The organism is Cupriavidus sp. CPT47-8839-RL05A, assembly GCF_058792255.1.
This window is the reverse complement of the sequence record NZ_JBYTEG010000004.1, coordinates 184,436-202,687: the sequence shown is the minus strand read 5'-3', so window position 1 is coordinate 202,687 and position 18,252 is coordinate 184,436. Positions and strand designations below refer to the sequence as shown.

18 protein-coding genes are annotated in these 18,252 nt (G+C 65.7%); 14 read left to right on the top strand and 4 right to left on the bottom strand.

What is annotated here, in order from left to right:
- The first annotated feature begins 62 nt into the window (after positions 1-62).
- The 9 genes from rseP (at position 63) to AC3WVS_RS06155 (ending at position 9,759) form a co-directional block, all read left to right on the top strand.
- On the top strand, positions 63-1,466 hold the full coding sequence (gene rseP, locus AC3WVS_RS06195) for an RIP metalloprotease RseP (RefSeq protein ID WP_010809594.1): 1,404 nt from the start codon (positions 63-65) through the stop codon (positions 1,464-1,466).
- Between the two features lie 100 nt (positions 1,467-1,566).
- On the top strand, positions 1,567-3,900 hold the full coding sequence (gene bamA, locus AC3WVS_RS06190) for an outer membrane protein assembly factor BamA (RefSeq protein WP_231881344.1): 2,334 nt from the start codon (positions 1,567-1,569) through the stop codon (positions 3,898-3,900).
- 23 nt (positions 3,901-3,923) lie between these two features.
- Positions 3,924-4,451 (top strand): OmpH/Skp family outer membrane protein, encoded by a 528-nt coding sequence (locus tag AC3WVS_RS06185; protein WP_492317834.1) that lies wholly within the window; start codon positions 3,924-3,926, stop codon positions 4,449-4,451.
- A gap of 53 nt (positions 4,452-4,504) precedes the next feature.
- Positions 4,505-5,596, top strand: coding sequence for a UDP-3-O-(3-hydroxymyristoyl)glucosamine N-acyltransferase (gene lpxD, locus AC3WVS_RS06180; protein ID WP_492317833.1), 1,092 nt, complete (start codon positions 4,505-4,507; stop codon positions 5,594-5,596).
- Positions 5,597-5,608: 12 nt separating this feature from the next.
- Positions 5,609-6,058, top strand: coding sequence for a 3-hydroxyacyl-ACP dehydratase FabZ (gene fabZ / locus AC3WVS_RS06175; RefSeq protein WP_010809590.1), 450 nt, complete (start codon positions 5,609-5,611; stop codon positions 6,056-6,058).
- Positions 6,059-6,192: 134 nt separating this feature from the next.
- Positions 6,193-6,996, top strand: a complete 804-nt coding sequence (lpxA, locus tag AC3WVS_RS06170) for an acyl-ACP--UDP-N-acetylglucosamine O-acyltransferase (RefSeq protein ID WP_340530707.1) — start codon at positions 6,193-6,195, stop codon at positions 6,994-6,996.
- An 87-nt stretch (positions 6,997-7,083) separates the two neighbouring features.
- The gene (gene lpxB, locus AC3WVS_RS06165; RefSeq protein ID WP_492317944.1) at positions 7,084-8,217 is read left to right on the top strand and encodes a lipid-A-disaccharide synthase; all 1,134 of its coding nucleotides are present in this window, start codon (positions 7,084-7,086) and stop codon (positions 8,215-8,217) included.
- Positions 8,217-8,942 carry a ribonuclease HII gene (gene rnhB / locus AC3WVS_RS06160; RefSeq protein ID WP_492317832.1) on the top strand — a complete coding sequence of 242 codons (726 nt, stop codon included), beginning with the start codon at positions 8,217-8,219 and terminating at the stop codon, positions 8,940-8,942. The genes lpxB and rnhB overlap by 1 nt, the downstream gene beginning before the upstream one ends.
- Before the next feature lie 34 nt (positions 8,943-8,976).
- A complete protein-coding gene (locus AC3WVS_RS06155) occupies positions 8,977-9,759 on the top strand; it encodes a TrmH family RNA methyltransferase (protein ID WP_492317831.1) in 783 nt (260 codons plus the stop codon).
- 48 nt (positions 9,760-9,807) lie between these two features.
- Here AC3WVS_RS06155 and ppsR read toward each other — a convergent pair whose 3' ends face one another.
- On the bottom strand, positions 9,808-10,611 hold the full coding sequence (gene ppsR, locus AC3WVS_RS06150; RefSeq protein WP_010809585.1) for a posphoenolpyruvate synthetase regulatory kinase/phosphorylase PpsR: 804 nt from the start codon (positions 10,609-10,611) through the stop codon (positions 9,808-9,810).
- A gap of 397 nt (positions 10,612-11,008) precedes the next feature.
- Here ppsR and ppsA point away from each other — a divergent pair, with 397 nt between their 5' ends.
- The 3 genes from ppsA (at position 11,009) to AC3WVS_RS06135 (ending at position 15,001) form a co-directional block, all read left to right on the top strand.
- Positions 11,009-13,393, top strand: a complete 2,385-nt coding sequence (ppsA, locus tag AC3WVS_RS06145; protein ID WP_492317830.1) for a phosphoenolpyruvate synthase — start codon at positions 11,009-11,011, stop codon at positions 13,391-13,393.
- Between the two features lie 152 nt (positions 13,394-13,545).
- Positions 13,546-13,968, top strand: a complete 423-nt coding sequence (locus AC3WVS_RS06140) for an NfeD family protein (RefSeq protein WP_010809583.1) — start codon at positions 13,546-13,548, stop codon at positions 13,966-13,968.
- A gap of 100 nt (positions 13,969-14,068) precedes the next feature.
- On the top strand, positions 14,069-15,001 hold the full coding sequence (locus AC3WVS_RS06135; protein WP_010809582.1) for an SPFH domain-containing protein: 933 nt from the start codon (positions 14,069-14,071) through the stop codon (positions 14,999-15,001).
- Between the two features lie 40 nt (positions 15,002-15,041).
- Here AC3WVS_RS06135 and smpB read toward each other — a convergent pair whose 3' ends face one another.
- Positions 15,042-15,494, bottom strand: coding sequence for an SsrA-binding protein SmpB (gene smpB, locus AC3WVS_RS06130; protein ID WP_013956942.1), 453 nt, complete (start codon positions 15,492-15,494; stop codon positions 15,042-15,044).
- Between the two features lie 177 nt (positions 15,495-15,671).
- Here smpB and AC3WVS_RS06125 point away from each other — a divergent pair, with 177 nt between their 5' ends.
- On the top strand, positions 15,672-16,109 hold the full coding sequence (locus tag AC3WVS_RS06125; protein WP_010809580.1) for a type II toxin-antitoxin system RatA family toxin: 438 nt from the start codon (positions 15,672-15,674) through the stop codon (positions 16,107-16,109).
- Positions 16,096-16,443, top strand: coding sequence for an RnfH family protein (locus AC3WVS_RS06120; protein WP_492317829.1), 348 nt, complete (start codon positions 16,096-16,098; stop codon positions 16,441-16,443). Before AC3WVS_RS06125 ends, AC3WVS_RS06120 begins: the two co-directional genes overlap by 14 nt.
- Positions 16,444-16,497: 54 nt before the next feature.
- Here AC3WVS_RS06120 and AC3WVS_RS06115 read toward each other — a convergent pair whose 3' ends face one another.
- Complete coding sequence (locus AC3WVS_RS06115; RefSeq protein ID WP_492317828.1) at positions 16,498-17,007, bottom strand: DUF4124 domain-containing protein; 510 nt, start codon at positions 17,005-17,007, stop codon at positions 16,498-16,500.
- A 203-nt stretch (positions 17,008-17,210) separates the two neighbouring features.
- Entirely contained in the window at positions 17,211-18,170 is a 960-nt protein-coding gene (locus AC3WVS_RS06110) for a DMT family transporter (RefSeq protein ID WP_492317827.1), read from the bottom strand.
- Positions 18,171-18,252 lie beyond the last annotated feature (82 nt).

Below are 18,252 nucleotides of genomic sequence, written 5' to 3'. Positions count from 1 at the left end.
GCCCCCGGATCCCCCGGGGCCCGGCGCGCCAGTCCAGCCATCGTTACCGACGTCCCGACTCCATGCAAACCGTACTCGCTTTCATCGTTGCCCTGTGCGTGCTGATCTATGTGCACGAAATGGGGCACTACCTCGCCGCGCGTGCCTGCGGCGTGAAGGTGCTGCGTTTCTCGATCGGCTTCGGGCGGCCCTTGCTGCGCTGGATTTCAAAAAGCCGCGACCGGACCGAATGGACGGTGGCGGCGATCCCGCTGGGCGGCTACGTCAAGATGCTGGACGAGCGCGAGGTCGATCCCGAGCGCGACACGCCGATCGACCCGGCCGACCTGCCGCGGGCTTTCAACCGCCAGCCGGTCGGCAAGCGCTTCGTGATCGTGGCGGCCGGCCCGCTGGCCAATTTTGCACTGGCAATCGTGCTGTATTTCGCGCTCTTTGCCGGCGGCATGCGCGAGCCCGTGCCGGTGGTGGCGGCGCCCGCGGCCGGCACCATGGCGGCGCAGGCCGGCGTGCGCGAAGGCGACCGGGTGCTGTCGCTGACCGCCAATGACCATACCGAAGCGGTGCGCTCCTGGAATGACCTGCGCATGGCCGTATTCGCCGAGGGCTTTGGCGATGCGCGCGCCGTGCTGCGCGTGCGCGGCGCCGACGGGGCCGAGCGCGACGTAACGCTGCCGCGCCTGCCCAATACCGGCGGCAATCCCGAGCAGGATCCGCTGGCCACGCTGGGCCTGAACCTGAAGGGCGGGCCGGTGACGATTACCGAGGTGCTGCCGGACTCGGCCGCAGAGCGCGCCGGACTGAAAAAGGACGACCGCATCGTTGCCTGGCAGGGCAGCCCGCTCACGCAGGCCAGCGCGCTGATCAAGGCGGTGCGCAGCCAGCCCGGCCAGACCGTGACCCTGGGCATCGAGCGCGACGGCAAGCGCCTGGACGTGCCGGTGACGCTGGACACCGCCGTGGCGCGCGATGGCGCCAAGGACGCGAGCGGCGCCACCGCGGCGCCGGCGGGCAAGCTCGGCGCGGCGCTCAGCCAGGCGGTGCAGATGGAAACCGTGCGCTACCGGCCGGACCAGGCGCTGGCGCGTGCGGCCGGCCAGGTCTGGGACACCAGCGCGCTCTCGCTCAAGCTGCTGGGCAAGATGCTGGTGGGGCAGGCTTCGCTGCAGAACCTGAGCGGCCCGCTGACCGTGGCGGACTACGCGGGGCGTGCCGCAAACCTGGGCCTGCAGGCCTTTGTCAGCTTCCTGGCACTGGTCAGCGTAAGCCTTGGTGTACTCAATTTGTTACCCATTCCGGTTCTGGATGGGGGGCATTTGCTGTATTATTGCGTGGAATTTTTGACTGGCCGGCCCGTCCCAGACCACTGGCAGGCAATGCTGCAGAAGGTTGGCATCGCCTGCATCTTGCTCCTGACTTCGCTCGCTTTGTTCAATGACGTCAGCCGAATGTTTCTGGCGAACGGCTAGAAACGTGTATCGGCAAGGGGGCGGTGGTGTCGTCGGGCACCGTCGCCAGGGACGCCATTTGCCAGGCGCAGTCCAATAAGGCATCGGAGCGCAATCCTGGATGGAATCAAAGAGGGGATCAACATTGATCAGACATAAGCGCATTTCGCTGGGCTTGCTGGCGAGTGCCGTTATTGCAGCCTGGAGCCCGGCGGGCTGGGCTGCCGATCCGTTCGTCGTCAGGGACATCCGCGTTGAGGGCCTGCAACGCGTCGAGCCGGGTACCGTGTTTGGCTACCTGCCGGTGCGCGTCGGTGAGACCTTCACCGATGACAAGGGCGCCGACGCCATCCGTGCCCTCTACAATACCGGCTTCTTCAAGGACGTGCAGATCCGCGCCGAGGAAGGCGTGCTGGTGGTCCAGGTCGAAGAGCGGCCGGCGATCTCGCAGCTCGAATTCGTCGGCATCAAGGAATTCGACAAGGACACGCTGCGCCGTTCGCTGCGTGCCGTTGGCGTGGCCGAAGCCCGTTACTACGACAAGGCACTGATCGACAAGGCCGAGCAGGAGCTCAAGCGCCAGTACGTCGCGCGCGGCTACTATGCCGCCGACGTGCAGACCACGATCACGCCGGTGGACCGCAACCGCGTCTCGGTCGTGTTCAACGTGGATGAAGGCCCGGTCGCCAAGATCCGCCAGATCAATATCGTCGGCAACAAGGCCTTCAAGGAAGGCACGCTGCGCGACGAAATGCAGCTGTCCACGCCGAACTGGCTGTCCTGGTACACCAAGAACGACCTGTATTCCAAGCAGAAGCTGACCGCCGACCTGGAAGCGCTGCGCTCGTTCTACCTGAACCGCGGCTACCTGGAGTTCGCGATCGAGTCGACCCAGGTGTCGATCACCCCGGACAAGAAGGACATCTTCCTGACGCTGAACATCAAGGAAGGCGACCAGTACAAGGTGTCCGATGTGCGCCTGGCGGGCGAGCTGCTCGGCAAGCAGGAGGAAATGGAAAAACTGCTGCAGCTGAAGAAGGGCGATATTTTCTCGTCCGAGAAGCTGACGCAGAGCACCAAGGCCATCACCGACCTGCTGGGCACCTACGGCTACGCGTTCACCACCATCAACCCGCAACCGCAGATCGACAAGGAAAAGCGTGAAGTCGCGCTGACCCTGATGGTCGACCCGGGCCGCCGCGTCTACGTGCGCCGCGTCAACGTGGTGGGCAACAGCAAGACCCGCGACGAAGTGGTGCGCCGCGAGATGCGCCAGATGGAAAGCTCGTGGTTCGACAGCGAGAAGCTCACGCAGTCGCAAGCCCGTATCAACCGTACCGGCTACTTCACCGACACCAACATCACCACCGAAGACGTGCCGGGCGCGCCCGACCAGGTCGATGTGAACGTCAACGTGACTGAAAAGCCGACCGGCCAGATCAGCCTGGGCGTGGGCTTCTCGTCCACCGACAAGCTGGTGCTGCAGGCCGGCCTGCGCCAGGACAACGTGTTCGGCTCCGGCACCAGCCTGGGCCTGGACGTGAACACCGCCAAGTCGTTCCGTACCATCGCGCTGACGCAGTACGACCCGTATTTCACGGTGGACGGCATCAGCCGCTCGACCGACATCTACTACCGTACTTCGCGCCCGCTGTACTACACCGGCGACCAGGACTACAAGATCGTGTCCGCCGGCGGTGGCTTCAAGTTCGGCGTGCCGTTCTCGGAAGTCGATACGGTGTTCTTCGGCATCGGCTATGAACGGACCCAGGTGTATACGTCGGTCAACACGCCGAGCCAGTACACCGACTGGCTGAACAAGATCGGCAAGAGCTCCGGCGACGGCATCAACAACTTCCCGTTCACCATCGGCTGGGCACGTGACCGCCGCGACAGCGCGCTGGTGCCGACCAAGGGACCGTACACCCAGGCCAACCTGGAAGTCGGGCTGCCGGGCGGCGATACGCAGTACTACCGCGCCAGCGTGCAGCAGCAGTACTTCTATCCGATCTCGAAGTCCTTCACGCTGGCACTGAACGGCGAAGTCGCTTACGGCCACGGCTACGGCAACACGCCGTTCCCGGTGTTCAAGTACTTCTACGCCGGTGGTATCGGCTCGGTGCGCGGCTACCAGACCAGCACGCTGGGCCCGAAGGACCAGAATGGCAACCCGGTGGGTGGTGCCTCGAAGATGATCGGCAACGTCGAGTTCATCTTCCCGCTGCCGGGCTCGGGCGTGGACCGCACGCTGCGCCTGTTCACGTTCTTTGACTTCGGTAATGTCTACCAGGAAGGTCAGCCGCTGAGCTTCAGCGAGCTGAAGTACTCGACCGGCTTCGGCATGTCGTGGTTGTCGCCGATTGGCCCGCTGAAGATCAGCATGGGCTTCCCGCTCAATCGCGACACCAACGACAAGGTCCAGCGCTTCCAGTTCCAGATCGGCACGGCATTCTGATTCTGATAAAGGATCTGTTTCAAATGATTACAACATCCAAGCTGGTCAAATCCCTGGGCGCCGCCGCGCTCGCCACGGCTGCCCTCTGCGCAGCGGCGCCGGCCTCGGCCCAGGAGGCGCGCATTGCGGCCGTGAACTCCGAACGCATCCTGCGCGACTCGCAGCCGGCCAAGGCTGCCCAGGTCAAGCTGGAGCAGGAATTCTCCAAGCGCGACCGCGAACTGCAGGACATGGCCCAGAAGATCAAGGGCATGGCCGACAAGCTCGACAAGGACACGGCCGTGCTGGCCGACTCCGACCGCCAGCGCCGCCAGCGCGAAGTGGCCGACCTTGACCGCGAGTTCCAGCGCAAGCAGCGCGAGTTCCGCGAGGACCTGAACCAGCGCCGCAATGAAGAGCTGGCACAGGTGCTGGAGCGCGCCAACCGCGTGATCCGCCAGCTGGCCGAGCAGCGCAAGTACGACCTGATCGTGCAGGAAGCGGTGTACGTGAACCCGCGCATCGACATCACCGACGACGTGATGAAGGCGCTGAACGCCGGCGCCCGCTAAGCCGCACCGGTTCTCACGTTCTTTCGTCTTTCGTTTTTTTAGGAAGTACCGCCATGCAGACACCCACACTGGGTCAGCTCGCCACCGAGAACGGCGCGCAGGTTGTGGGTGACCCCGACCTGGCGATCGTCGGCCTGGCCCCCCTGGACCAGGCCGGACCGGGCGAGCTCTCGTTCCTGTCCAATCCGCTCTACCTGCAGCAGGCGCTGGATTCGCAGGCCGGCGCCGTGATTGTCTCGGCAGCCGACCTCGAGCGCGTTCGCGCCGAGGGCAGGGCCGACGGCCGCAACTGGCTGGTGGCGCGCAATCCCTACGTATGCTTTGCCCGCGTGGCGCAGCGTTTTGACCGCGCCGCCAACACCGATACCCGCACCGGCATCGATCCGCGCGCGACCGTGGCGCCTGACGCGGTGGTGCCGGCTTCGTGCTACATCGGCCCCAACGTGGTGATCGAGCGCGGCGCGCGCCTGGGCGAGCGCGTGCGCATCCTGGCCAACGGCTATGTCGGCGCGCAGGCGGAGATCGGTGACGATTCGCTGCTCCATGCCAACGTTTCGGTCTACCACGGTTGCGTGGTCGGCGCCCGCGCCATCCTGCACAGCGGCGTGGTGATCGGCGCGGACGGCTTTGGCTTTGCGCCGGACATCAGTGCAACCGGCGTGGAATACGTAAAGATCCCGCAAACGGGACGCGCGGTGCTGGGCAATGACGTGGAGGTCGGCGCCAATACGGCAATCGACCGCGGCGCCATGGCCGACACCGTGATCGAGGACGGCTGCAAGATCGACAACCAGGTCCAGATCGCGCATAACGTGCGCGTCGGGGCCCATACGGTCATCGCTGGCTGCGCCGCGGTATCGGGCAGCACGCGCATCGGGCGCTTCTGCGTGATCGGCGGGGCGGCCAATTTTTCCGGCCACCTGAATATTGCCGACCGCACCACGGTGTCGGGCGGCACCTCGATCACCAAATCCATTACCAAGCCCGGGGGGCATTTCACCAGCGTCTTCCCGTTCCTGCCGCACGGCGAGTGGGAGCGCAATGCAGCCATCGTGCGCGGCCTGACCAGGCTGCGCGAACGGGTGGTGGCGCTGGAACGCCGCCTGCGCGGCCAGGCCGCCGGGTCCCAACCCTCACAAGACTAAAGAGAAATCATCATGAGCGCGGCCGAAATCGATATCCGCAAGATCCTCAAACTGCTGCCGCACCGGTACCCGTTCCTGCTGGTGGACCGCGTGCTGGAGTTCGAGGCGCAGAAGCGGATCAAGACGCTGAAGAATGTCACCATCAACGAACCGTACTTCCAGGGTCATTTCCCGGAACAGCCGGTGATGCCGGGCGTGATGATCCTGGAGGCGCTGGCGCAGTCGGCCGGCCTGCTGACCTTCGGCGCCGACATGGAGCGCAAGGAAGGCGCGCTGTACTACTTTGTCGGCATCGACGGGGCCCGCTTCAAGCAGGTGGTGTACCCGGGCGACCAGCTGCACATGAACGTGACAGTCGAACGCTATATCCGCGGCATCTGGAAGTTCAAGGCGTTCGCCACGGTGGACGACAAGGTGGCCTGCGAGGCGGAGCTGATGTGCACCGTGAAGCAGGCCGAGTGAGGCCGCCCGCGGCCGGCGGCAGCGCCGCCGGCTGACTGCCGCGCCCCCGTGCAGCGGGGGCAAGCGGCCCGGACGGGAACCATTGCCCCGCGCATTGGCCCATCCTTCACCAGACACACCAAAGGACAGGACGTATGACGCAAATCCACCCCACCGCGCTGGTCGACCCGAAAGCAGAGCTGGCATCCGACGTGACCGTCGGCCCGTTCTCCATCGTCGGCCCCAACGTGCGGATCGGCAGCGGCACCCGGGTCGGCTCGCATACGACGGTCGAGGGTTACACCACGATCGGCGAGGGCAACACGATCGGTCCTTACGCATCGGTCGGCGGCGTGCCGCAGGACATGAAGTACCGCAACGAGCCGACCCGGCTCGAGATCGGCGACCGCAACACCATCCGCGAATTCACCACGATCCACACCGGCACGGTGCAGGACCGCGGCCTGACCAGCCTCGGCAACGACAACTGGATCATGGCCTACGTGCATATCGCGCATGACTGCACGGTCGGCAACCACACCGTGTTTTCCAGCAACGCGCAGATCGCCGGCCACGTTGAAGTGGGCGACTGGGCGATCCTGGGCGGCATGAGCGGCGTGCACCAGTACGTGCGCATCGGCGCCCATGCGATGCTGGGCGGCGCCTCGGCGCTGGTGCAGGACGTGCCGCCGTTCGTGATCGCCGCCAGCGACAAGAGCGGCAACAAGGCCACGCCGCACGGCGTCAACGTCGAGGGGCTGCGCCGCCGCGGCTTCGACGCGGGCCAGATCGCCGCGCTGCGCCAGGCTTACAAGCTGCTTTACAAGTCCGACCTCAGCTTCGATGAGGCGCGCAACGAGATCACTGCCTTGCTGGGCCAGTCCGATGCCGGCACCGCGGCGCCGCTGCGCGCGTTCGTCGACTTCCTTGCCGCCACCCAGCGCGGCATCGTACGCTGAGACCGGACCGCAATGGTCGACGCCGCAATTCGGGGTGGCTTGCCCACAGGCAACGGTAGCGCTGCGGACAAGCGCGGCACCATCGCCATGGTGGCCGGCGAGGCCTCGGGCGACCTGCTGGCATCGTTGATGATGGGCGGGCTGCAGTCCCGCCTGGGCGATACGGTCGAGTACGCCGGCATCGGCGGCAAGCGCATGATGGCGCAGGGCTTCACCTCGCGCTGGCCGATGGAAACACTGTCGGTCAACGGCTATGTCGAGGTCCTGGGCTCGCTGCGCGAGATCCTGGCCACGCGGCGCGCGGTGCGCGACTGGCTGCTGGCCAATCCGCCGCAATGCTTTATCGGGGTTGACGCCCCGGACTTCAATTTCGGCCTGGAACTGCCGCTGCGCCGTGCCGGCATCCCGGTGGTGCATTTTGTCAGCCCGTCGATCTGGGCCTGGCGCGGCGGGCGCATCCGCACCATCGCGCGCGCGGTGGACCACATCCTGTGCCTGTTCCCGTTCGAGCCGGAGATCTACGCCAAGGCCGGCATCCCGGCCACCTACGTGGGCCATCCGCTGGCTGACGTGATCCCGATGGTGCCCGACGTCGCCGGCGCGCGCGCCGAACTCGGCCTGCCGGCCGGGCACCGCATCGTCGCCGTGCTGCCGGGCAGCCGCCAGTCCGAAGTGCGCAACCTCGGCGCCACCTTCTTTGCCGCCATGGCTCGCATGCAGCGCATGGACCCGAACCTGGCGTTCGTGCTGCCGGTGGCGAGCGCGCAGCTGCGCGGCATCGTCGAGGAACTGCACGCGCAGTATCCAGAACTGCGCCTGACCATCGTCGACGGCAAGTCGCACCAGGCGATGGAGGCGGCCGACGTGGTGCTGCTGGCCAGCGGCACCGCCACGCTGGAAGCGGCGCTGTACAAGAAGCCCATGGTGATCTCGTACAAGGTGCCCTGGCTGACCGCGCAGATCATGAAGCGGCAGGGTTACCTGCCGTACGTGGGATTGCCTAATATCCTTTCAGGGCGCTTCGTCGTGCCGGAACTGCTGCAGGACGATGCCACGCCCGAGGCGCTGGCCCGCGAAACGCTGCTGCAGCTCAACGACGAGGGCAACACCGCCTTCCTCTACGAGCATTTCACCCGCATGCACGAGACGCTGAAGTGCAATACCGCGCAACTGGCCGCCGATGTGGTGGTGGATCTGATGCACAGCCGGGGGACCGTCTGATGGCGCGCCGCAATGCCGCTTCTCCCCAGATGGGCCTCGATCTCGCCCCGGCCGCTGCCGCCGTGCAGCGCCTGTGCGGCGTTGACGAAGCGGGCCGCGGCCCGCTGGCCGGGCCGGTCTATGCCGCCGCGGTGATCCTGGACCCGAAGCGTCCGATTCGCGGCTTGGCCGACTCCAAGATCCTGACTGCCGCCAAGCGCGAGCAGCTCTACGAAAAGATCTGCGAACGCGCGCTGGGCTGGCATATCGCCTTTGCCACGGTCGAGGAGATCGATACGCTCAACATCCTGCACGCGAGCATGCTGGCAATGCAGCGTGCCGTGCAGGGGCTGGCCGCCAGCGGCATCGTGCCGGACCTGGTGCAGGTCGATGGCAATCGTTGCCCGCAGGTGCCGTTCCCGGTCGAAGCCATTGTCCAGGGCGATGCGCTGGTCAAGGCGATCTCGGCGGCGTCGATCCTGGCCAAGGTGGCGCGCGACCGCGAGCTGAAGGTGCTGCACGAGCGCTATCCGCAGTACGGCTTCGATTCGCACGTCGGCTACGGCACGCCGCAGCATCTGGCTGCGCTGGCCGAGTTCGGCGCCACGCCGCACCACCGCCGTTCGTTTGCGCCCGTGCGCGAGGCGCTGCAGCAGCGGCCCATGTTCACCGCGGTGGCCGAAGTTACCGAAGTCATCGAAGTCACCGGGGCCAGCGCCTCGGTATCGGTCACGGTCGCGCCCTGAGGGGCAACCGGCGTATCCCGACAATTCCCGCATCGTGAAGCACGTCACCTCGCGCGACAACGCGCTGTTCAAGCATCTGAAGGCCTTGGCCACTTCCACGCACCAGCGCCGCAAGGCAGGGCAGTCGCTGCTCGACGGCGTGCACCTGGCGCAGGCCTATGTGGCCGCGCGCGGCCAGCCCGTCACCTGCGTGGTGTCGGAACGGCACTACGACCATGCCGAGGTGGCGCCGGTGCTGGCGCTGATCGAGGCCGAGCGCGTGGTGGTGCTGGCCGATGCACTGTTCACGCAGATCAGCGGCGTGGTCAATGGCATCGATCTGATGCTGGTGATCGAGACGCCGGTCGGGCATCTGCCTGCGCGCATCGAGCAGGACTGCATCATCCTGGACGGGGTGCAGGATGCCGGCAATGTCGGCTCGATCCTGCGCAGCGCCGCCGCCGCCGGCATCCAGCATGCCTTCCTTGCCACCGGCTGTGCCTTTGCCTGGTCGGTCAAGACGCTGCGTGCCGGCATGGGTGCCAACTTTCACCTGAATATCGTCGAGCACTGCACGCTTGAGTCGCTTGCGCCGCGCCTCGCGGTGCCGCTGCTGGCGACTTCGTCGCACGCCGATGCCGCGGTATTCGAAACCGACCTGCGCGGGCCGGTGGCCTGGGTGGTCGGCAACGAGGGGGCAGGGGTCAGCGAGGCCTGGATGGCGCACGTCACGCGCAAGGTGGGAATCCCGCAACCGGGCGGGCTGGAATCGCTGAATGTGGCGGCGGCGACCGCCATCTGCCTGTTCGAGGCAGTGCGCCAGCGGCGCGCCGCCTGAGGCTGCGCCGGCAGTGCAAAAAAAGCGGCCTGAGCGGCCGCTTTTTACTTAGTAGTTGTCGCGATCGACCTTGATCTCCTGCAGGATCGTGGTCGCGATTTCCTCAATGGACTTGTGCGTCGACGACAGCCATTTGATGCCTTCGCGCCGCATCATGGCCTCGGCTTCGTTGACCTCGTAGCGGCAGTTTTCCAGCGCCGCGTACTTGCTGCCGGGGCGGCGCTCGTTGCGGATCTCGGTCAGGCGCTGCGGATCGATCGACAGGCCGAAGATCTTCGGCTTGAACGCATACAACGCCGACGGCAGCCGGCCGCGCTCGAAATCGTCGGGGATCAGCGGGTAATTGGCCGCCTTCAGCCCGTATTGCATGGCCAGGTAGAGGCTGGTCGGGGTCTTGCCGCTGCGCGACACGCCCACCAGGATCACATCGGCTTCTTCCAGGTTCTTGTGTGACTGGCCGTCATCATGCGCCAGCGAGAAGTTGATCGCCTCGATCCGGTTTTTGTAAGCCTCTGTATCAGCGTTCTGGTGGAAGCGGCCGATGGCGTGAGTCGACTTCAGCCCCAGTTCTTTCTCAAGCGGCTCGATGAAGGTCTGGAACATGTCCAGGATCATCGCCTTGGCGCGGCGCAGTGCCTTGTTCGCTTCCTGGTTGACCAGGGTGGTGAAGACGATGGGCGGCACGCCTTCGTTGTGGAATGCCTCATTGATCTTGCCGACGGCGATATGTGCCTTTTCCGGGGTATCGACGAAGGGCATGCGCACCTTGCGGAAGCGCATCTCGAACTGGGCCAGGATGGAGTGGCTGAACGTCTCCGCCGTGATGCCGGTGCCATCCGAGACGATGAACACGGTGCGGACCGCAGGGCGCTCGCTGGCCTGGGGCGCGGGAGCGGAGGGGGATTCAGGCTGCGTTCCAGGCTGGGACCCGGGCGTCGCCGTTCCGGGCGCTTCTGGCAGGGACATGGGGATGGCGCAATAAATAAATAGATTCAATCTTCCGCAGAAAAGTGCGGCGCAGCACGGTAGAATAGCGGCGATCTTTTCGCTAAGCAATTCCGCAGGGTGCCCGCCCATGGAACAATCCGGGCCCGGAATTGTCGACAATCTGCGCTACGCGATGAGAGCCGTAGCGCCAGGTCCGCAGCGCCAGTTCGGGGTTGCTTAGCCAAGCGATCAGTCCGGGAACAGAACTCCAAGAACATACCGGACATGGGCGACAAGTTTTCTACTTTGTTTTGAGGCTCTCATGACTAACCAGGCAGATAACGGCGCCTACGTGTTGCCGTTCGAGCAGTTGCGCATGGCTGACGTGGAAATCGTCGGCGGCAAGAATTCGTCGCTGGGCGAGATGATCTCCCAGCTGGCGGAGGCCGGCGTCCGGGTTCCCGGCGGCTTTGCCACCACCGCGCTGGCCTTCCGCGACTTCCTTGCCCACAACAACCTGACCGAGCGCATTTCCCAGCGCCTGAAGACCCTGAACGTCGACGACGTCAAGGCCCTGGCCGAGGCCGGTGCCGAGATCCGCGAGTGGGTCGCCTCCGCGCCGTTCCAGCCGCGCCTGGAACAGGAAATCCGTGAATCCTACGCCCGCGTGGCCGAGCGCGAAGGCGCCGAGGCCTCGTTCGCCGTGCGTTCGTCGGCCACCGCCGAAGACCTGCCCGACGCCTCGTTCGCCGGCCAGCAGGAGTCCTACCTGAACGTCAGCGGCATCGACGACGTGCTCGACAAGATCAAGCACGTGTTCGCGTCGCTGTACAACGACCGCGCCATTTCCTACCGCGTGCACAAGGGCTTTGCCCATGACGTGGTGGCACTGTCCGCCGGTATCCAGCGCATGGTCCGTTCGGACCTGGCCGCTTCGGGCGTGATGTTCACCATCGACACCGAATCCGGCTTCCCCGACGTGGTCTTCATCACCTCCAGCTACGGCCTGGGCGAAACGGTGGTGCAGGGCGCGGTCAACCCGGACGAGTTCTACGTCTTCAAGCCGACGCTGCAGGCCGGCAAGTACCCGATCATCCGCCGCTCGATCGGCTCCAAGCTGATCAAGATGGAATTCACCAAGCCGGGCGAAGCCGGCCGCGTGAAGACCGTCGACGTGCCGGGCGAACTGCGCAACCGCTACTCGATCAGCGACGAGGACGTGACCGAGCTGTCCCGCTACGCGATGATCATCGAGAAGCACTATGGCCGCCCGATGGACATCGAGTGGGGCAAGGACGGCAAGGATGGCAAGATCTACATCCTGCAGGCCCGCCCGGAAACGGTGAAGAGCCAGTCCGCCGGCAAGGCCGAGCTGCGCTTCAAGCTCAAGGGCACCGCCCCCGTGCTGACCAGCGGCCGCGCCATCGGCCAGAAGATCGGCACCGGCCCGGTGCGCGTGATCAACGACCCGTCCGAGATGGAACGCGTGCAGCCCGGCGACGTGCTGGTGGCCGACATGACCGACCCGAACTGGGAGCCGGTGATGAAGCGCGCCTCGGCCATCGTCACCAACCGTGGCGGCCGTACCTGCCACGCCGCCATCATCGCGCGTGAACTGGGCGTGCCGGCCGTGGTCGGCTGCGGCGATGCCACTGACATCCTCAAGGACGGCACGCTGGTAACCGTGTCTTGCGCCGAAGGCGACGAAGGCCGCATCTACGACGGCCTGCTGGAAACCGAAGTGACCGAAGTCCAGCGTGGCGACATGCCGGAAATCGACGTCAAGCTGATGATGAACGTGGGCAACCCGCAGCTGGCGTTCGACTTCGCGCAGATCCCGAACTGCGGCGTCGGCCTGGCCCGCCTGGAATTCATCATCAACAACAACATCGGCGTCCACCCGAAAGCCATCCTCGACTACCCGCAAGTCGATGCCGACCTGAAGAAGGCCGTGGAAAGCGTGGCGCGCGGCCATGCCAGCCCGCGCGCGTTCTACGTCGACAAGCTGGCCGAGGGCATCGCCACCATCGGCGCGGCCTTCTACCCGAAGCCCGTGATCGTGCGCCTGTCGGACTTCAAGTCCAACGAGTACAAGAAGCTGATCGGCGGTTCGCGCTACGAGCCGGACGAGGAAAACCCGATGCTGGGCTTCCGCGGCGCCTCGCGCTATATCGCCGATGACTTCGCCGAAGCGTTCGAGATGGAATGCAAGGCCATGAAGCGCGTGCGCGATGAAATGGGCCTGACCAACGTCGAGATCATGGTGCCGTTCGTGCGTACGCTGGGCCAGGCCGAGAAGGTCATCGAGCTGCTGGCCAGGCACGGCCTGAAGCGCGGCGAGAACGGCCTGCGCGTCATCATGATGTGCGAAGTGCCGTCCAACGCGATCCTGGCCGAAGAGTTCCTGCAGTACTTCGACGGCTTCTCGATCGGCTCGAACGACCTGACCCAGCTCACGCTGGGCCTGGACCGCGACTCCGGCATGGAGTTGCTGGCCAAGGACTTCGACGAGCGCGATCCGGCAGTGCGGTTCATGCTGTCGCGCGCCATCGAGGCGTGCCTCCGCCTGGACAAGTACGTCGGCATCTGCGGCCAGGGCCCTTCGGACCATCCGGACTTTGCCGAGTGGCTGACCAAGGAAGGCATCAAGTCGATCTCGCTGAATCCGGACTCGGTGGTCGAGACCTGGCAAAAGCTGGCTTCCTGAAGCATTTGACGTCACAATAACGACATTGCCGGCGCCTTCTGGCAGCCGGCAGGCACCGGCCCTGCGTCAGGTGTTGCTACTGCCCCGCAGACGCTGAAAGGCGCTGCGGGGTTTTTACTTTTCGGGATGTATCTGGACGAACGGGAGCTTGGATGGCGTACTACATCTGGTTCGTGGCAGCGGTCGCGCTGGTGATCATCGAGATGAACACCGGCACCTTCTACCTGCTGATGGTGGCGGTGGGGCTGGCCGCCGGCGGCGTGGGGGCCTTGCTGGGATTGTCGCCGGCCGCGCAGACGCTGGTGGCGGCGCTGGTCGCTGCGGTGCTGATCGCAGGCCTGCGCCGCACCCGCTTTGGCAAGCTGCGGCGCGGCAACGCCGCCGCCGATCCCAACGTCAATATCGATATCGGCCAGGAGCTGGACGTGCCCGGCTGGGACGCCAACGGGCGCGCCCGCGTGCCGTACCGCGGCGCCGACTGGACCGTGGAGCTGGCGCCCAACTGTGCCGCCGCACCAGGACGCCACCGCATCGTCGCGGTGCGCGGCAGCACCCTGGTCGTGTCTCCCCGCTGAAACCCTGTCTTAATGCGCAGCGCGGCAATTGTCGCGCTGCGATCCGCCTGCCGCCGCCTGGCGGCTCCGTACTGCTGTCTTCTGTCTGGAGGGTCGTTACATGCTCGCATTTCAGCTTGGTTTGTTGCCGCTGATCATCCTCATTGCCGTTATCGTGCTGATTGCCAAGGGCATCAAGATCGTGCCGCAGCAGCATGCCTGGGTGCTCGAGCGCCTGGGCCGCTACCACGCGACGCTGACGCCGGGGCTGTCGATCGTGGTGCCGTTCGTCGACCGCGTCGCCTACAAGCACGTGCTCAAGGAAATCCCGCTGGACGTGCCCAGCCAGGTCTGCATCACCAAGGACAACACCCAGCTGCAGGTCGATGGCGTGCTGTACTTCCAGGTCACGGACCCGATGAAGGCATCGTATGGATCGAGCAATTTCGTGGTGGCGATCACGCAGCTGTCGCAGACCACGCTGCGCTCGGTGATCGGCAAGCTGGAGCTCGACAAGACCTTCGAGGAGCGCGAGTTCATCAACCACAGCGTGGTCAACGCGCTGGACGAGGCCGCATCCAACTGGGGCGTCAAGGTGCTGCGCTACGAGATCAAGGACCTGACCCCGCCCAAGGAGATCCTGCACGCGATGCAGGCGCAGATCACCGCCGAACGTGAAAAGCGCGCGCTGATCGCGGCGTCGGAGGGCAAGCGCCAGGAGCAGATCAACCTGGCCACGGGCGCGCGCGAGGCGGCGATCCAGAAGTCAGAGGGCGAGCGGCAGGCCGCCATCAACACGGCCCAGGGCGAGGCGAGCGCGATCCTGGCGGTGGCCGAGGCCAACGCGCAGGCGATCCAGAAGATCGGCAATGCGATCCGCACCGAAGGTGGCATGGATGCGGTCAACCTGAAGGTGGCTGAGGAATACGTGGCCGCCTTCGGCAACCTGGCCAAGCAGGGCAATACGCTGATCGTGCCGGGCAATATGGGCGACATGAGCAGCATGATCGCGGCCGCCCTGCAGATCGTGAAGGGGCAGCAGAAGGCTGCCTGAAGGGGCTGACGGACACGCCGCGGCAGCGCGGCGCCGGGGCTCAGTCCTTGGCGTCGCCCTTCATGATGCGGGCCTTCTCGCGCTGCCAGTCGCGCTGTTTCTCGGTCTCGCGCTTGTCGAACTGCTTCTTGCCCTTGGCCAGGCCGATCTCGCATTTGACGCGGCCGCGCGTGTAGTGCAGGTTCAGCGGGACCAGGGTATAGCCGCGCTGCTCGACCTTGCCGATCAGCTTCTTGATCTCGTCGGCCTTGAGCAGCAGCTTGCGGGTGCGCACCGGGTCGGGATTGACGTGGGTGGAGGCGCTTTGCAGCGGGCTGATATGGGCGCCGATCAGGAACATCTCGGCATCGCGCACCACCACGTAGCCCTCCTTGATCTGCACGCGGTTGGCCCGGATCGCCTTGACTTCCCAGCCTTCCAGCACGATCCCGGCCTCATATCGCTCTTCGATGAAGTAGTCGAAAAAGGCCTTTTTGTTGTCTGCGATGGTCATGCGTGCGGGTGGGGGAACAATGAGTGGAATTCGGTCGGATCGCTGCAGTGCCGCATGGCGAGGTGCCGCCATGCGCCAGCGTCGGCTAAAATTGGCATTTTAGCAAACCAGCCCCGGTACCGGCTCATGCTGCCGCGCGTTGCGCACGGCGTGGCCGGAAGCCAGATTGCCCACTACATGGCAGACGTCCATAAATCCGTGCTGCTCGGCTACTCCGCCGCGCAGATGTACGACCTGGTCACGCGCGTGGAGGACTATCCCAAGTTCCTTCCATGGTGCGGTGGCGTGGAGGTGTTCGAGCAGACCGATACCATGCTCGACGCCAAGATCCATATCCACTTCAAGGGGATCCAGCAGTTCTTCCACACCCGCAATACGCAAGAACGCCCCACCCGCATCGACATGACCTTTGCCGACGGGCCGTTCAAGACCTTCAACGGCGCATGGCGCTTTACGCCCCTGCGCGAAGACGCCTGCAAGATCGAATTCCACCTGCACTATGAGTTTTCCAGCCTGCTGCTGGAAAAAATCATCGGCCCGGTCTTCAGCATGATTGCCAATACCTTTGTCGACGCCTTCGTCAAGCGGGCCGAGGTGGTCTATGTCGCCAACTGACGCCGGCGCGGGGGCGGTGCATATCGCGGTCTGCTATGCGCGGCCCGATAGCGTCTTCCTGAAGGAGATCGACGTGCCAGCCGGCACCACGATTGCCGCGGCCATAGTCGGCTCCGGGCTGCAGCAGGCCTGTCCGGAGGTGGACCCGTCGACCATGCGGGTGGGCATCTTCGGCAAGCTCAAGACGCCGGAGACGGTGGTGCGCGAAGGCGACCGCGTGGAGGTCTACCGGCCCTTGACCGCCGATCCCAAGCAGGCGCGCCGCAAGCGCGTGCAGAAGCAGCGCGCGGGCGGCACGCGCGAAGGCCAGAAGTGGTTGCGCGGCAGCGGTTGAGCCGAGCCTGCCAGGCATGCAAACGGGGCCGATGCGCCCCGTTTTTCTTTGGTTTCAGCTGCAGTTCTTCTCGAGGCTGGCGTTGGTCTTGAGCACCTCGGCCTGGCGCTGGTCGCTGTTCAGGTGCTGCAGCGAACCGTCCGGACCCGCCACCGCGGCGCGCATGCCTTGCTGCAGGCCGTTGGCGTAGTTGCGCAGCTGCGCGCAGCGGGCCTCGCGCTCGGCCGCCTCGCTTTCCTTGCGGGCCTCTTCGGTAGCGGCTTTCAGGCTGGCCTCGCGGCGCTTCTGGAAGGCTTCTTCGGGCGTCGGCGCCGGGGCCGCGGCGGGCTTGGCCGGAGCCGGGGCAGCAGGGGCGGGCGCCCCGGCATTGGCGGCCTCCACCGGCTGCAGCTCGCCGGCGAAGCGGCCCGGGGCGCGCAGCACCTTGGCTGCCGCCGCCGACGGCGGCACGTCGCTGTAGACCATGCGGCCGTTGGCGTCGCGCCATTGCCAGTAGGCAAGGGCCTGGACGGGAACGGCGAGAGTGGCGGCGGCAAGCAGGCACAGCGCGGACGATCGTTTCATGGCGAGGCGTCTTAAAGTGACTCGGAAGTAACTGGTGCGGCTGGAATCGTGCTGGGCCGCCGGCTGGGCGCATGGCGATGCCGCGGCAGGACAGCCGCGGCGATGGCTTGGCGCCCGCCCGGTATCAGGTGCGTAGCGCCGGTTTGACCCTGGTAAAGCTGTTGTTCGTGGCGCGTGTGACCCCCGCGCCATCGTTCGCTAGTCTACGCAGACTTGTCGGTGGCGTGCAAGCGCACCGACCAGGCCACGCCGACCATCAGCAACACAATGGCGGCGATTTCCAGCGGCCGCGGCCAGCGGTGGTCGAAGACAAAACCGTAGGCCAGCGCGAACAGCGTCTCGAACACGATCATCTGGCCCGACAGCGTCAGCGGCAGGCGCCGGCTGGCGATGTTCCACAGGTTGTTGCCGATCAGTGATGCGCCCAGCGCCACCGCGGCATTGACCATCCAGAACCACTGCCAGTCACGGCCACTGTCGCCCGCGGTCAGCGTGTCGCCCGCCAGCGCCCAGCCGATCACGGCCAGCACCGCCGACACCGCGCCGGTCGACAACCCGTACAGCGCCGACCATTCATTGCCGCTGTAGTGCGGGTTGCGCTGCAGGTAGCGTGCGTTATCGACCGCGTAGAGCGTCCAGCAGACCAGCGCGCCGGCTGCGCAGCAGACCCCGGCCAGTTTCTGCCAGACCGGCCGGACTGCCGCGCCGGCTGCCGCCGCGTGGGCGCTCTGGCCGCCGCCGAACAGGTCGATATTGATGCAGGCGATGCCGGCGGCCACCACCAGCAGCGGCCACGCCAGCCGCGACAGCGGCATGGCGCCGTGGTCGCGCCGGCCCATGATGGTGACCGAGATCGGCAGGATGCCGATGATCAGGGAGGTGGGGCCCACCCCGGCGAGCTGCACGCCGAAGGCCAGCAGCACGTAGTAGAGCAGGTTGCCGGTGAAGGCCTGGCGCAGCAGCGCCACGCAGTCCGCCCGGGTCAGCTTGCGCGCGATGCGCTTCATCAGCGGCAGCGCGGCCACGAAGGCGACCAGGCCGTAGGCCAGGTAGCGGCCGATGGCCAGCTCCCACGGCGAGAACACGGGCAGCAGCTTGGGGGCGATAAAGACCATGCCCCAGAAGGCGCCTGCCAGCAGCCCGCACAATACGCCGATTCCCATGCTTCGCGTTCGCCCGAATAAAAGGACGACGAGCATAGCAGACCGCTTCCAGGAAAGCCCATTGCAGTGCATCAGCAAAGCG

Coding starts and splice junctions, on each gene's coding strand:
- lpxD (WP_492317833.1), top strand. CDS start 4,505: ATGCAGACACCCACACTGGGTCAGCTCGCCACCGAGAACGGCGCGCAG.
- ppsA (WP_492317830.1), top strand. CDS start 11,009: ATGACTAACCAGGCAGATAACGGCGCCTACGTGTTGCCGTTCGAGCAG.
- AC3WVS_RS06110 (WP_492317827.1), bottom strand. CDS start 18,170: ATGGGAATCGGCGTATTGTGCGGGCTGCTGGCAGGCGCCTTCTGGGGC.
- AC3WVS_RS06135 (WP_010809582.1), top strand. CDS start 14,069: ATGCTCGCATTTCAGCTTGGTTTGTTGCCGCTGATCATCCTCATTGCC.
- AC3WVS_RS06185 (WP_492317834.1), top strand. CDS start 3,924: ATGATTACAACATCCAAGCTGGTCAAATCCCTGGGCGCCGCCGCGCTC.
- AC3WVS_RS06140 (WP_010809583.1), top strand. CDS start 13,546: ATGGCGTACTACATCTGGTTCGTGGCAGCGGTCGCGCTGGTGATCATC.
- bamA (WP_231881344.1), top strand. CDS start 1,567: ATGGAATCAAAGAGGGGATCAACATTGATCAGACATAAGCGCATTTCG.
- AC3WVS_RS06115 (WP_492317828.1), bottom strand. CDS start 17,007: ATGAAACGATCGTCCGCGCTGTGCCTGCTTGCCGCCGCCACTCTCGCC.
- fabZ (WP_010809590.1), top strand. CDS start 5,609: ATGAGCGCGGCCGAAATCGATATCCGCAAGATCCTCAAACTGCTGCCG.
- lpxA (WP_340530707.1), top strand. CDS start 6,193: ATGACGCAAATCCACCCCACCGCGCTGGTCGACCCGAAAGCAGAGCTG.
- AC3WVS_RS06120 (WP_492317829.1), top strand. CDS start 16,096: ATGTCGCCAACTGACGCCGGCGCGGGGGCGGTGCATATCGCGGTCTGC.
- rnhB (WP_492317832.1), top strand. CDS start 8,217: ATGGCGCGCCGCAATGCCGCTTCTCCCCAGATGGGCCTCGATCTCGCC.
- smpB (WP_013956942.1), bottom strand. CDS start 15,494: ATGACCATCGCAGACAACAAAAAGGCCTTTTTCGACTACTTCATCGAA.
- lpxB (WP_492317944.1), top strand. CDS start 7,084: ATGGTGGCCGGCGAGGCCTCGGGCGACCTGCTGGCATCGTTGATGATG.
- AC3WVS_RS06125 (WP_010809580.1), top strand. CDS start 15,672: ATGGCAGACGTCCATAAATCCGTGCTGCTCGGCTACTCCGCCGCGCAG.
- rseP (WP_010809594.1), top strand. CDS start 63: ATGCAAACCGTACTCGCTTTCATCGTTGCCCTGTGCGTGCTGATCTAT.